This window comes from Asticcacaulis excentricus (genome assembly GCF_003966695.1).
Taxonomy (GTDB): Bacteria; Pseudomonadota; Alphaproteobacteria; order Caulobacterales; family Caulobacteraceae; genus Asticcacaulis; species Asticcacaulis excentricus_A.
Genome location: NZ_AP018828.1, coordinates 830,339 through 843,600, shown reverse-complemented (window position 1 = coordinate 843,600; position 13,262 = coordinate 830,339). Strand labels below are relative to the sequence as shown.

The window sequence follows — 13,262 nt, the reverse complement described above, 5'->3', positions numbered from 1 at the left end:
AACCTTTTTACTTTCAAAAGAAAAGCCTGCCGAAAACCGGCAGGCTTTTCTTTTGAATATATGAAGACTTGGGGCCGCAGGCCCCAAACCCCATAACGTATCAGCACACCGGAACGCGGATACCCTTCGGAGCCACGGTCGTCTTATCGCCGCAGGCCTGATCCATCATGCGCTGGGTGATGCCGCGCGCCGACGCCATCTCGGCCCCGGAAAAGTTGACGCCGCTCAGATTGGCGCCCGCAAAATTGGCCCCTTCGAGATAGGCCCCGACGAAATTGGCGTTGGTCAGATTGGTGCGCGAGAAATTGGCATGGCCGAACAAGGAGCCAAACCCGTTAAGGTCACGCAGGTCTCCGCCCGCAAAGCTCGTGCCGTTGAAAACGCCGCTCGACAGGTCCGCCTGACGCAGGCGCGCCCCGGCGAAGTTCTTGCCTTTCAGCGTCTTACCGGAAAAATCGGCCTGAAACAGGTTGCAGCCGGGGCAGGACGCGCCCGAACCGGCGCGGCTGATCTGGACAGGGTTTTGCGCCGAAGCGGGAAGGGCAAACAGCGAAAGCGCGGCTACGGCCAGAGCGATGCGTTTCATGATGGGACACCTCTTGTGGTTTAGCTTTTCTTAAGCAAGATCGGGGCCTGCGCGCTCCCCTCCGTAAACCGGAGAGGTATAAGAGCGGTTTACAAAACCCCTCATTCCCGGTAAAGGCGCTTTCATGTTCCAGACGACCACCACCAAAGCCACTACCAAGCCGACCCGCTTCGCGGGGCCGGTCCGGTCGTGCTGACGGTGTAAGCCAAGGCATCTGGACGAAGCCCCGCGGAACGCGCGGGGCCGGTTTCACAGAAAACCCAACACCTCGCGCCTCCCGCCAAACCTTTTTGACGCAGGAGACGTAACCTATGAACGATCAATCCCATTCCTCGCAGTTCCCCAATGTCGGCATAGTGGGTGCCACCGGCCTGGTGGGTGGCATGATGCTGTCCATACTGGCCGAACGCCGCTTCCCTCTGAACAAGCTGCGCCTGTTTGCCTCGGCCCGTTCGGCCGGCAGCCGTGTACGCTTTGGGGAGCGTGAAATCGTGGTGGAGGACGCCTCCGCCGCCGACTATAGCGGCCTTGATATCGTCTTCTTCTCGGCGGGCGGTTCGACCTCAAAGGCGCTGGCCGAAAAGGTGGCCGCCGCCGGGGCCATCGTCATCGACAATTCCTCGGCCTGGCGCAGCGATCCTGAGGTGCCGCTGGTGGTGGCTGAGGTCAATCCGCACGCGCTGCGCAACGTCCCCAAGGGCATTATCGCCAATCCGAACTGCACGACCATGGCCGCCATGCCGGTCCTGAAGCCGCTGCACGCGGCGGCGGGGCTGAAGCGCCTGATCGCCAGCACCTATCAGGCCGTGTCCGGCGGTGGCATGGAAGGCGTTGAAATCCTGCGCGATCAGATCGTGGCAGGGGCGGACGCCTGTGCCGCCTTGGCGCAGGACGGGGCAGCGGTGGATTTGGGAACGGTGCGCAAATGGGCCGTGCCGATCGCCTATAATGTCGTGCCGCTCAACTACGTGCTGGGTGAGGACGGCTATACGGAAGAAGAGCTTAAGCTGCGCGACGAAAGCCGTAAAATCCTTGAAATACCTGAGTTGCAGGTCGCGGCGACCTGCGTGCGCGTGCCGGTCTTTACGGGCCACTCCCTGTCGATCAATGCCGAATTCGAGCGCCCGATAACCCCTGAGGCGGCGCTGGCCCTGCTGGCCGATGCCCCCGGCGTCGAAGTGACCGACGTGCCCAATCCACTGGCCGTCACCGGACGCGACCCGGTGCAGGTGGGCCGTATCCGCCGCGATCCGACCGTGGCGCACGGCCTGACTTTGTTCGTCAGCGGCGACAACCTGCGCAAGGGTGCCGCGCTCAATGCCGTGCAGATCGCGGAAGAATGGCTGAAGCAAAAGGCGTGGGCCTGATCTCCTCCCCCGTTCGCGCCGCTCACAGGGGAGGAGGCTGGACTATTCCCCCTGCGCTTCGGGGGGCAGGGACTGATCGTCGGATTTCGAAGGTTTGCGTCCAAAGGGCACGACGACCAGATTGTCCGGCTGTCCGCGCATAAACCCCTTCGAAATCAGGTGCGAGGCGGCGATGCCTTCATTGCCGTCATCGGCCAGTTTCGACAGGCCATGCCCCTGACCCAGGCCGTCGGCGTTCAGTTCATCCGGGTCGGCGTTCGACAGGTCTTCGCGGTTGAGATAGGAAATCGCCAGTTCCCGGAAGATATAGTCGAGGATGGAGGTCGCCGAGCGGATCGAATCGTTACCACTGACCGGACCGGCCGGTTCAAAGCGCGTAAAGACGAAGGCATCGACAAATTCGTCCAGCGGCACGCCGTATTGCAGGCCGATCGACACGGCGATGGCGAAATTATTCATCAGTGAACGGAAGGCCGCGCCTTCCTTGTGCATATCGATGAAGATTTCGCCCACGGAACCGTCTTCGTATTCGCCCGTGTGCAGATAGACCTTATGGCCGCCGACGCTGGCCTTCTGGATATAGCCCTTGCGGCGGTCGGGCAGTTTCTGGCGTTCGCGGTCGCGTTCGATGATCTTTTCGATGACCGTCTGGGCCGGAGTTTCGCGCACGGGTTCCGGAGCCGGGCGGCGGGCCTCCTCAAATTCCGGAATATCGAGCGTCAGGGACGGCGGGGCCGGCTGACGGCGCAGGCCGATGGCGCGCAGACCGCTATCGGCCGCTTGGGCCAGGGCCTTGAGCGCGTCGGGCACCCCCTGATCCCATTCAAGCACCAGAGCCGAGGCCGCCGGCGCCGAGGCAAAGCTTTCGAGTTTTTGCCGCAGGGCCAGTCGCGCCTTCAAGCCGGGGGGGCTCAGGCGCTGACGCAGGGCGTCAGGCAGCCCCTCCGTGGTGTCATGGCCGAAGATAAAGGCCTGCGCCTCAGCGATTTCGTCCGCCGTAAAGCCCATCAAACGCGGCAGACTAAAGCCCGGCGCGTGCAGGTCTTCGTCGCTGATGCCCCAGATATCCTTGATAAAATCGGCACCCAGCACCGCCGAGGACACCACCTCATCAAGGCTGTGGGCTGTGATCAGGGATTCTTCGAGGGCCGCGATCTCAAAATCGCTCAGTCCCTTGGCTTTCAGTGTCTGGGCGTGGATATGCGGCGCGCCGTCCAGCGTGCGATGCCCCAGCAGATGCGTGCGCACGGCGTCGCGTTCATCTCCCTTCAGACCTTGCCAGACGGCGGGGTGCAGGCCGCGCACAAAGACACCGTCGGCGCCTTCCATAGCGACGGTCAGGGCGGTCAGTGGCGCATCCCCCAGCGTCACGCCCAGCCGCAGCGACAATTCCGGATCGTCAAACAGGGTGGTCGTCTGGACGTGGCGCAGACCCGTGGGCTTGGCCAGTTTCAGCGCCGTTTGCAGGCGCGTCAGGGCGTGCGCCTTAAGGTCAGCATTTTTGAGGCCCGACAGGCGATAGAGTTTCTGGCTCAGCGCCGATACCCGGTCATCGCGTTCGGCGGCGAACCCGGCATAGGGCGTCAGGTGACGCGACAGCACGGCGGAGGCGTGCACGCTTTCGGCATCCAGCACGGCCATCAAGGCGGCGGCAAAATCCTGCCCCGCTTCGGTTTGCGCGCTCAGGCCCAGCGCCATAAGGGTTTCACTGAGGCCGGCCACAGTGAGGGCGAGGGGACGATGCTGGGCCAGACGCTGTGCCGCTTCGGGTGTGGCGGCAAAGGTCAGGTGGCTTTCGATATCGAGCGCCACGGTCCACAGGGCGGCGCAGGCGGCAAAGCCTTCGACATCGAAGCCGGTTTGTTTAAGGAAACCATAGGCGTTGAGCGCGGCGCGCGGTGCGATCAGGGCGTCGTCCAGCGCTTCGGCGGCGTCCGGATCGAAGGCGATCCACAGACGACCGCTTTCCAGCGCCGCCTGCGCCGCCAGACGCGCCGACGGATCACCGGCGGCGATCAGGTCGCGGCGCGCCGTCACGATAACCGCCGGGGCGGGTCGGTCGGCCTCGACATTTTGCAAAGACCAGTCGGGCAGGGCGCTGTCACCGGTCAAACCGTCCGTGGACTGAATAACCGACTGGATGAGGGCGTCCGAGGCCCCCAGACGCCGGGCCTTGAGCGCCGCGCGGGCCAGAGCCGGATTGTGTTGTAAGCTGGCGCGCTGTTCGCCCTCGGCGCGGGCAATGGCGGCGGTAATGCCGGACAGGGCGGCGTGCAACTGATCGCGGGTGGCGCGGGCGACCGCTTCGGAGCGCGCCCCGACCAGAAGGTCGCGCAGCTCACGCACACAGGCATGGTCTTCGATATCGGCGTAGCGGGCCTCGGTCTGGCCGAGTTTGCGGCCGTCCAGCAAGGGCACGCGGTGCCCGGTCCGCAGGCCCGTTGCGGGGGCGGCCAGCCCCAGCCGCAGGGTGGCGGCCAGTTCGGCCGCAAAGGCCTGCGCCTCATCTTCGCGCACTATGCCGTACACTCGGCCCCACGCCGCCAGACGATGGGCATAGAGGTCGAACGCCCCATCCAGCCCTTCGGCCACGGGTGGAAACGCCCCTTCGGGCAGGTCGCGCGGCAGGGCTTCGACCCAGTCGTGCCAGGCTTCGCTTTGCGCCGTCGTCCAGTCGCGCGGACACAGGACGCTGAAACTGTCGGGGCCGCGTTCGATTTCGCGCCATTCCAGCACCGGGCGGGCCTGTTCGGCGCGGGCCGCAAAGGACAGATAGGGCAGGACAGAATCGCCGGACATTATCTTTGCCATTGGCTTCCCCGGATTGGCGAACACAGTTGGGGATAAAGCCTAGACCGATTTTAACCTTTCAGCAATAAATGTGGGGCCAGAGGGCTGATCCATCCACAATATGTTGCGTAGCTCCCGCTTGGGGGATAATTCGCCGGTTGTGGCCTTTGAAGCGCTTTACGCAGATGCAGCGGCGCTTTATAAGTCAGGGGACGCATAACCGGCGGAGTCTCCCTCTTCGCCATTTAGTGAAATAGGGTAAGACCTTGCTGGATAAAGCCTTCTTGTGGTGGAGCGGTGCGACGCTCGGTACGCTGTTCACCATCGGCCGCACGTCGAAGCTCGTCGGGACCGACGAATTCGGCAACAAATATTATCAGGCCCGCAACACCAAGGAAAGCTACGGCGACAAGCCGCGCCGCTACGTGATCTATAACGGCTATGCCGATGCCTCGAAGATCCCGCCCGACTGGCACGGTTGGATGCACTATATGTACGATGAGCCGCCGACGGTGGCGCCGCTGCCGCGCAAGGCATGGGAAAAGCCGCACCTGCCCAACCTGTCGGGGACGCCGTTCGCGCAGTTCCCCAAGGGGTCGCTGAACGCCGAAGGCGAGCGTCAGGCGTCGAAGTCGGGCGATTACGAGGCGTGGAAGCCCTGATGAGAAAGACCGGCGCGATGGTTCGGGCGGTGCTGCTGATGGCCGGCGTGGCCGCCATCGCCTTGCCGCTCTATGCCCAGAACATCCCGCCCGACGAAGAAGCGCCGCGACGCGGAGACCGCCGCGATGCGCGCGACAATGCCGACTATGACCCGGAACCCTACTATATCGACGGCGTAGAGTATAAGCCCTACGACCCGACCGGGAATAAACGCAATACCCCTCAGCGCGCCGCCAATACGCAAACCGTGAACCGCCCTACCGCACCGGTGGCCAGCCAGCCGCAGGCCGTGGGGACGGGTACGCCCGCCGCCGTTCCGCCAACCGCTGCCGCTCCGTCGTCGGCGGGCACGCCCTATGTCGATTCCGCCGGTCAGGTGGTGGGCAATGCGCCGGTGGCCAGCAGCAGCGCGTCTCAGTCATCGGCCCCTGTGGTCGTGGTGCCGCCCGAAAAGCGCCTGCGCTACAGTGCGGCCATCCTGACCGTGCTCGACAAGGTGACGGGCGAAGCCATCCGCTTTGAGGCGCCGGTGGGCAAGCCCAAGCGTTATCGCGGCATGGTCTATACGGTAAAGGCCTGCGAAACCTCGGCGCAGGACGAGGCGATGAGCGACACCATGACCTATCTGGAGGTGCGTACCTCGCCGCAACCGGCGGCCAATGGCACGGTGCCGAAGCCCAAGGACGTGTTCAAGGGCTGGACCTACGCCTCGACGCCGGGCGTCAACGGCATGGAACACCCGGTCTATGACGTCTGGGTGGTCAGTTGCAGGACGCCCTTGCCGGTCACGGCGGTCGCCAGCCGGTAGAAGTCGCCTTCGACCGAGAGTGCGTCTTTCAGGCGCGCCTTGTAGTCCTCACGCGGAATTTCGATGACGCCGAACTGTCGCAGATGGTCGGTGAGGAACTGACAATCGAGCAGGCGATAGCCACCGGCACGCAGCCGCGCCACCAGATGCACCAGCGCGATCTTTGAGGCATCCGTGGCGCGCGACACCATGCTTTCGCCGAAAAAGGCCCCGTTGATGGCCACGCCATAAAGTCCGCCGACCAGCCGAGTCCCGTCCCACACCTCGACGCTGTGGGCCAGGCCACGCGCGAACAGGGCTTCGTAAAGCGATTGAATGGAATGGGAAATCCACGTGCTTTCGCGGTCGGCGGCGCTTTCGGCGCACAGTTCGATGACCTGCCGGAAGGCCGTGTCGATCTTCACGGTGAAGGGGGTGTTGCGCACGGTGCGCGCCAGCCGCGACGGCACATGGACTCCCTCCAGCGGCAATATGCCCCGCAGCGGCGGATCGACCAGAAACAGGGTCTCATCGTCACGCGCATCCGACATCGGAAAAATGCCGGTGCGGTAGCATTGGACCAGATCGTCGAGGGTGAATTCCTGCAAGATGTTCAGCTCTCGGTCACGTCATTAGCTACCGTCGAGGCATAAGCCCTTTACAGCCGCATCATGATCGCTACGCAGAAATTGAAATGGACCGAAGCCAGAATAGTCCCGACTTGAGCGATGCGGCTGACGAAACTCCGACCATACAACCCAATCATCTTTTTGAGATAAGGTTGCTTTTAGAGGCCAACAGCCCGTTTCACCGCACTCGCACGCCAGAAGATTTATCGTCTGCCGAGAGAAATCTAAATCGGTACATCTGATCGGACCATATCCACCTGCGGGGTCGGTGTAGCCGTTTTCCCGCTCGTAGGCTTCGATCAGCTCGGTAAGTGGCAGGTCATCGATAACAGGCAACACCCACGAATTGTATTCGTCAGCGGTAACCAGAAATGACAACCTGCTCACCATAGCTCGATCAGCTTGCTACCTTCGCCTCTTCCTGCGCCTTGATCCACTTTTCCAGCCAGTGGATATTGTAATCCCCTTTCTGGATATCGGCTTCGTTCAGCAGGTCGAGGAACAGCGGAATCGTGGTATCGATACCGGCCACCACGGTTTCCTGAAGGGCGCGCTTGAGGCGGGCTAGGGCTTCGGGACGGTCGCGCCCATAGACGATTAGCTTGCCGATCATCGAGTCGTAATAGGGCGGGATGGTGTAGCCGTTATAGACCGCCGAATCCATGCGTACGCCCAGACCACCGGGGGTGTGGAAATCGGTGACCGTACCGGGCGACGGCACGAAGGTGCGGGCGTTTTCAGCATTGATCCGCACTTCGATAGAGTGGCCTTTCAGGTCAATATCGGCCTGGGTGAAGGACAGGGGCAGGCCCGCCGCAATGCGGATCTGTTCGCGGACCAGATCGACGCCCGTGACAAATTCGGTGACCGGGTGTTCGACCTGAAGGCGGGTGTTCATCTCGATGAAGAAGAACTCGCCATCCTCGTACAGGAACTCGATGGTGCCGACGCCCAGATAACCGATCTTGCGGATGGCCTCGACGACGATCATGCCGATCTTGTCGCGCGCCGCCGCGTCGATGACGGGCGAGGGGGCTTCTTCCAGCACCTTCTGGTGGCGGCGTTGCAGCGAGCAGTCACGTTCGCCGAGGTGCACGACATTGCCGTGGCTGTCGGCGATGACCTGAATCTCGATGTGGCGTGGCTTCTGGAGGTAACGCTCCATATAGACCGTGCCATCGCCAAAGGCCGCGGCGGCCTCGGTCTGGGCGCTCATCACCTGTTCGGCCAGCACGTCGGCATTGGCCGCGACCTTCATGCCGCGACCGCCGCCGCCGGCAGCGGCCTTGATGATCAGCGGGAAGCCGATGGATTTCGACGCTTCGATGGCGTCTTCGACCGTGGCCACGCCACCGTCAGAGCCCGGAACGACGGGGATGCCGGAGTCCTTGGCGGCCTGCTTGGCGGTGATCTTGTCGCCCATCAGCCGGATATGGTCCGGCTGCGGCCCGATAAAGGTCATGCCGTGCGCGCCGACGATTTCGGCGAAGCGGGCGTTTTCCGACAGGAAGCCATAGCCGGGGTGGATCGCCTGAGCGCCGGTGATTTCGGCGGCGGCGATGATCGACGGAATGTTGAGATACGACTTGGCGGCAGCGGGCGGCCCGATGCAGACGCTTTCGTCCGCCAGGTGCACGTGCATGGCGTTGGCGTCGGCGGTCGAATGCACCGCAACGGTGGCAATCCCCATCTCCTTACAGGCGCGGATGACGCGCAGGGCGATTTCGCCACGGTTGGCGATGAGGATCTTGTCGAACAGTTTGGGGGTGTCGGACATGGCGTTAGTCGATTACCACGAGGCCTTCGCCGAATTCGACGGGCTGGGCGTCGGAAACGAGGATTTCCGACACCGTGCCGTCCTTGGGCGCCGGGATCGGGTTCATGGTCTTCATGGCTTCGATGATCAGCAGGGTCTGACCGGCCTTCACCTTGTCGCCGACCTTCACGAAGGTGGCAGCGCCCGGCTGCGGCGACAGATAGACGGTGCCGACCATGGGCGATTTCAGCGCGTCCTTGGCGGCTTTCGGCGCTTCGGCGGCGGCAGGGGCCGCAACGGGAGCCGCCGCTGCGGGCGCGGCCACAGGGGCGGGGGCGGCGACCTGAGCGGCGTAGGTCGTCAGGGGGGCTGCGACCGGCGCGGCGGTGAGGGTGCGCGCGACGCGGATCTTCAGTTCACCCTGCTCGACCTCGATTTCGGTCAGCTCGGTTTCCTTCAGGATGTCCGCCAGCTTGCGAATGAGGCGGGGGTCGATCGGGTCAACCGGTTTTTGCGATGACATGCGCTTACCTTGGTTAGGGGGTGGGGCCGTGCGTAGGAACGGGCCGGTGGGCTATTGTTCGATGAGGCGTAGGGCCGCCTCGATAGCCAGTTCATAGCCAATCGCCCCCATACCGGCAATAACCGCCTTGGCCGCCAGAGACACATAGGAGTGATGGCGGAACGGTTCGCGGGCGTGAGGGTTCGACAGGTGGCATTCGATGATCGGCTGGTTGAGGGCCTTCAGCGCGTCGAGCAACGCGACCGAGGTGTGGCCATAGCCTGCCGGGTTGAGAATCAGGACCGAAGCGTGTTCGCGCGCCTCCTGCACCCAGTCGATCAGTTCGCCTTCGTGATTCGTCTGGCGAAAGACGACGGGCACATGACGGGCCGCAGCCAGCTCGGTGCACCGGGCCTCGATGTCCGAAAGGCGTGTATATCCATAAATTTCCGGCTCACGCACCCCCAGAAGGTTGAGGTTTGGGCCGTTAAGGACATATATGGGTTTCGACATGCAAAGCCTGATCCTGTGGGATGCGGTCTTGTATCCCCTGTTGCGCTTGCTCACAAGAAAAAGCGGGCTTTTTCGCCCGAAAACGATCCGAAAATGACGAAAATTCTGTTGAATGGCGAAGAAACTGAGGTTTTGGCCGCCAATGTGATGGCGCTGATCGAACAGATCGGCATTGATCCGCGCAAGGTGGCGGTAGAGCGCAATCTCGAAATCGTGCCTAAATCGGCCTATGTCGCCACACCGATCGAGGACGGTGATCGCTTTGAGATCGTCCACTTTGTTGGCGGCGGCGATTGAGATGAAAGCGCTGGCGACCGGATTGATTTTGTCCGCTTTGCTGGCCTTGCCAGTTAAGGCGCAGGATGAGGTTTACGACACCGGTGTGCGCCCGATCGGCGATGAGTGCCTCAAACCCGGCGCTTCTGAGGCGGTGGAGCTGGCCCAACTTCTGAAAGACCCGACAGCTCACAAAGGACGCTGCGTCATCGTCGAAGGGTATGTTCATGCGTGGGCGCTTTTCCTTTCTAAGGGCGACACGAAGATTAAATACGCGGCTTCTGCCAAGGTGTTAGATGGTCGGCGCTTGGGGCTCTATGGCCGCGATGACCTCATGGAAGGGCTGCATGGCTTGCCCAAGGGCCGTTACGTCCGTCTGACAGGTAAGGTCTGGGATTGCCAGTCCATGAGAACAAGCACCACTCTTTTTTTCATGGGTTACTGCCACTACACAAGTGGCCCTACCCTCAGTGTTGTGGCTTACGAAACGGCCCAGCCGCCGCGTTAGTTAAGGACTACCACGGATAGACACGGATGCCGCCTACGGCGGCGACACGGATAGATGAGGCCATCTCTGAATATCCGTGTTTAGGCCTTAATCGCGTCGCTTCATCCGAACACAACTTATTTCATGGCGCGATTGCCGCGCGTGAAGGGGTGGTTTTGCCAGCAGAAAGTCTTATAGAGACGCAAAGCGTTTCATACGGGACCGATACTCATGACCGAACCGACCGCCGCCCTTTCACCGGATACCTGGACCGTAGCTGGGCGCACCTTTTCCTCGCGCCTGATCGTCGGCACCGGCAAGTATAAGGACTACGCCCAGAACGCTGCGGCGGCGCGGGCGTCGGGCGCTGAGATCGTCACCGTAGCCGTGCGGCGCGTCAATCTGACCGATCCGAACCAGCCCATGCTGATGGACTATGTCAAACAGGACGAATTCACCTACCTGCCCAATACGGCGGGCTGTTTCACCGGCGAAGACGCGGTGCGGACGCTTCGTCTGGCGCGTGAGGCCGGCGGCTGGAACCTCGTCAAGCTGGAGGTCCTGTCTGACCCCAAGACCCTCTATCCCGACATGGAAGAGACGCTGCGGTCGCTGAAGCTGCTGGTCAAGGACGGCTTCGACGTCATGGTCTATTGTTCGGACGATCCGGTCTATGCCAAAAAGCTGGAAGAGGCTGGGGCGTGCGCCATTATGCCTTTGGGCGCGCCTATTGGTTCGGGTCTCGGTATCCAGAATCGCGTGACGCTGCGCATCATTATCGAGAACGCGAAGGTGCCGGTGCTGGTCGATGCGGGCGTCGGCACGGCGTCGGATGCGGCGGTGGGTATGGAGCTGGGCTGCGACGCTATCCTGATGAACACGGCCATTGCCGAAGCCAAGGACCCGATCCGTATGGCTGTCGCCATGAAGCACGCGGTGATCGCCGGACGCGAAGCCTATCTGGCCGGGCGGATGGCGAAGAAGCTCTATGCCGATCCGTCCTCGCCTCTGGCCGGTTTGATTTAAGCCCGACAGTTTTGTCTAGATCTAGTCTCGACAGGGCGGTTATCCGGTTCATCCCCGCGTGGGCGGGGAGCAGGACATCGCCGCGGCCGTCGGTCAGCCACGCGCGCTCCGGCTCGTGTCCGAGACGCGCGGCCAGTTCCGGCACCTTGCACTGAAAGTTTTCGGCAAACTTTCCGATGTCGTGTAGCTCCGCCACCATTATGAGTTGCTGACGTGTCTCATCTCTTTCCAGTCCGCAATGCCGCGATACGGCTTCAAGCAGTGCAGGTCGCCGTTCAAGCAAGGCCAGCATAGCCGCAGCGACATCCAGACTATGATAGGCCAGCGGGTGCCAATCCGTTTGCGAACCTTCCACGGGGCGCGCCTTGCCCCAATAGTTTTTGATGTAATCCATGCGCGCTCAATCCACGGCTGAAGTTGGAGAATGGCTTGAATGGTTGGGTCAGTCCAGTCCTGTGTCGCGATCAGGCGATGAATTCCAAATGACTGCATTGATTTCATTGATTGCGCCGTGCTATTTTAACGCAATAGGAGACAGGTCATGGCAAGCATCACCATCCGCAACATTGATGACGCGCTGAAGGAACGCCTGCGTATCAGGGCGGCGACGCATGGGCATTCGATGGAGGAAGAGGCGCGTTTGATCCTGAAACAGGCGGTGGGCGGGATTTCCGGCCCGGGCCTTCTGGCCTTGTCAAAAGAGCTGTTTGGCGGCGACAAGGGCGTTGAACTGGACCTCCCGTCGCGAGATTCCGACCGGGACGTGCCCGATTTCAGGGCATAGGTGGGTTGAGAGCCATGGTCATTCTCGACACCAATGTCGTATCCGAGTTGATGAAAGCACAGCCCCATCCCTCTGTGGTGGACTGGCTGAACCGCATAGGTGATATAAGGATCGCGACGACCGCCATCACTGTTGCCGAGATCACCTACGGGTTGGAGCGTCTGCCGGACGGTGCGCGCAAAGCGGAGTTGAAAAGGGCCTTTCTGACCTTGCTTGAGGTTCTTGGGGCTGTCCCGCTTGATGAAAGTGCAGCATACAAAGCGGGTCAGTTTCGGGCTTTGCGAGACGCCACTGGGCGCCCCTCAACGGCGTCTGATATGATGATAGCGGGGATCGCGGCTGTAGCTGGCGCGCAACTTGCGACGCGCAACACCAAAGACTTTGACCGTTTGCCTCTAACTATTACCGACCCCTGGGCCGCTAACTGAATATGACGGGGAGGGCGACCGCAGGACGGCTTGCCCGATGCGTAGATGCTTCTTCAAACGCATGTCCGTGCCTTTCCCCCCGGTTCAGCTCATCGTTCCTTGGTCCGGCCGCATCCGGTGATGTCCGCTGGCGTGCACGCCTGATGCGGTGAAGTATCTGCACCCTTGAGAGGAACATCAGGGCCAGCCACATGTGCCCGGTATTGGCTTCCCCGCGCAGGGTGGCCGACAGATCGAACAGTTCCACAAGCTGCCGGTCTGTTAGGGTGGGCGGGCACCTGAAAGGGTTCACTCATCCGATGCCCCGAAATCTGCCCATAAACCGCACGGGCACCCGGCGGATATTGGTGGAAATGCGTGGACGTACACGGATGATCGTCTCCGCATAGTAGCATGAATCTAAAGGAAAAAACAGACTAAGCGTCTGAAAAATAACAATGTTATGGTGCCGGTTGCAGGATTCGAACCCGCGACCTGATGTTTACAAAACAACTGCTCTACCAACTGAGCTAAACCGGCACGCTGCGAGTCATGGGGGTTGTCGCAGACAGGGCCGTCCTTATGCCGGGAGCCATCGCAGAACGCAACGGATTTGCCGCCTTCGCCACAGATTTTTTCGTGCTTTGGCCATCAAACCTGTGTGCAGAGCGGCAAAATGGTCTAAAGGA

At 61.7% G+C, this 13,262-nt stretch carries 15 protein-coding genes, 1 tRNA gene and 1 pseudogene; 8 read left to right on the top strand and 9 right to left on the bottom strand.

What is annotated here, in order from left to right; genetic code table 11:
- Positions 1–100: 100 nt before the first annotated feature.
- Complete coding sequence (locus EM6_RS15050) at positions 101–586, bottom strand: pentapeptide repeat-containing protein (protein ID WP_126423938.1); 486 nt, start codon at positions 584–586, stop codon at positions 101–103.
- 311 nt (positions 587–897) lie between these two features.
- Between EM6_RS15050 and EM6_RS15045 the strand changes: the two genes are divergently transcribed.
- The gene (locus EM6_RS15045) at positions 898–1,953 is read left to right on the top strand and encodes an aspartate-semialdehyde dehydrogenase (protein ID WP_126423937.1); all 1,056 of its coding nucleotides are present in this window, start codon (positions 898–900) and stop codon (positions 1,951–1,953) included.
- Between the two features lie 42 nt (positions 1,954–1,995).
- Here the strand turns inward: EM6_RS15045 and EM6_RS15040 are convergent, their stop codons facing one another.
- Positions 1,996–4,764 (bottom strand): ribonucleoside-diphosphate reductase, encoded by a 2,769-nt coding sequence (locus tag EM6_RS15040; protein WP_232037141.1) that lies wholly within the window; start codon positions 4,762–4,764, stop codon positions 1,996–1,998.
- 245 nt (positions 4,765–5,009) lie between these two features.
- On the opposite strand from EM6_RS15040, the gene EM6_RS15035 reads away from it, so the two are divergent.
- Both EM6_RS15035 and EM6_RS15030 read left to right on the top strand, forming a co-directional pair.
- Positions 5,010–5,405 carry an NADH:ubiquinone oxidoreductase subunit NDUFA12 gene (locus EM6_RS15035; RefSeq protein WP_126423936.1) on the top strand — a complete coding sequence of 132 codons (396 nt, stop codon included), beginning with the start codon at positions 5,010–5,012 and terminating at the stop codon, positions 5,403–5,405.
- On the top strand, positions 5,405–6,214 hold the full coding sequence (locus EM6_RS15030; protein ID WP_232037140.1) for a DUF2155 domain-containing protein: 810 nt from the start codon (positions 5,405–5,407) through the stop codon (positions 6,212–6,214). Before EM6_RS15035 ends, EM6_RS15030 begins: the two co-directional genes overlap by 1 nt.
- Here the strand turns inward: EM6_RS15030 and aat are convergent.
- Genes aat through aroQ form a run of 5 tightly spaced genes read right to left on the bottom strand, consistent with a single transcriptional unit; the run spans position 6,151 to position 9,593 of the window.
- The gene (gene aat / locus EM6_RS15025) at positions 6,151–6,801 is read right to left on the bottom strand and encodes a leucyl/phenylalanyl-tRNA--protein transferase (RefSeq protein WP_126423935.1); all 651 of its coding nucleotides are present in this window, start codon (positions 6,799–6,801) and stop codon (positions 6,151–6,153) included. The genes EM6_RS15030 and aat overlap by 64 nt on opposite strands.
- Before the next feature lie 24 nt (positions 6,802–6,825).
- Positions 6,826–7,200 carry a hypothetical protein gene (locus tag EM6_RS15020; RefSeq protein WP_197723638.1) on the bottom strand — a complete coding sequence of 125 codons (375 nt, stop codon included), beginning with the start codon at positions 7,198–7,200 and terminating at the stop codon, positions 6,826–6,828.
- 19 nt (positions 7,201–7,219) lie between these two features.
- Positions 7,220–8,581, bottom strand: coding sequence for an acetyl-CoA carboxylase biotin carboxylase subunit (gene accC, locus EM6_RS15015; RefSeq protein WP_126424163.1), 1,362 nt, complete (start codon positions 8,579–8,581; stop codon positions 7,220–7,222).
- Positions 8,582–8,603: 22 nt separating this feature from the next.
- Positions 8,604–9,101, bottom strand: a complete 498-nt coding sequence (accB, locus tag EM6_RS15010; protein ID WP_126423933.1) for an acetyl-CoA carboxylase biotin carboxyl carrier protein — start codon at positions 9,099–9,101, stop codon at positions 8,604–8,606.
- Between the two features lie 51 nt (positions 9,102–9,152).
- Positions 9,153–9,593, bottom strand: a complete 441-nt coding sequence (gene aroQ / locus EM6_RS15005) for a type II 3-dehydroquinate dehydratase (RefSeq protein WP_126423932.1) — start codon at positions 9,591–9,593, stop codon at positions 9,153–9,155.
- A 93-nt stretch (positions 9,594–9,686) separates the two neighbouring features.
- Between aroQ and thiS the strand changes: the two genes are divergently transcribed.
- From thiS to EM6_RS14990, 3 genes are all read left to right on the top strand, one after another.
- Positions 9,687–9,890, top strand: coding sequence for a sulfur carrier protein ThiS (gene thiS, locus EM6_RS15000; RefSeq protein WP_126423931.1), 204 nt, complete (start codon positions 9,687–9,689; stop codon positions 9,888–9,890).
- 1 nt (position 9,891) lies between these two features.
- On the top strand, positions 9,892–10,377 hold the full coding sequence (locus EM6_RS14995; RefSeq protein ID WP_126423930.1) for a hypothetical protein: 486 nt from the start codon (positions 9,892–9,894) through the stop codon (positions 10,375–10,377).
- Positions 10,378–10,587: 210 nt separating this feature from the next.
- Positions 10,588–11,382, top strand: a complete 795-nt coding sequence (locus EM6_RS14990; protein WP_126423929.1) for a thiazole synthase — start codon at positions 10,588–10,590, stop codon at positions 11,380–11,382.
- Between the two features lie 172 nt (positions 11,383–11,554).
- On the opposite strand, the pseudogene EM6_RS17775 reads toward EM6_RS14990, so the two are convergent.
- Positions 11,555–11,776: pseudogene (locus EM6_RS17775) on the bottom strand (HD domain-containing protein); the annotation flags it as partial.
- A gap of 147 nt (positions 11,777–11,923) precedes the next feature.
- Here EM6_RS17775 and EM6_RS14985 point away from each other — a divergent pair.
- Both EM6_RS14985 and EM6_RS14980 read left to right on the top strand, forming a co-directional pair.
- A complete protein-coding gene (locus tag EM6_RS14985) occupies positions 11,924–12,166 on the top strand; it encodes a FitA-like ribbon-helix-helix domain-containing protein (protein ID WP_126423928.1) in 243 nt (80 codons plus the stop codon).
- A gap of 14 nt (positions 12,167–12,180) precedes the next feature.
- Complete coding sequence (locus EM6_RS14980) at positions 12,181–12,594, top strand: PIN domain-containing protein (RefSeq protein WP_126423927.1); 414 nt, start codon at positions 12,181–12,183, stop codon at positions 12,592–12,594.
- Between the two features lie 443 nt (positions 12,595–13,037).
- Here the strand turns inward: EM6_RS14980 and EM6_RS14975 are convergent.
- Positions 13,038–13,113, bottom strand: a tRNA-Thr gene (locus EM6_RS14975).
- Between the last annotated feature and the right edge of the window lie 149 nt (positions 13,114–13,262).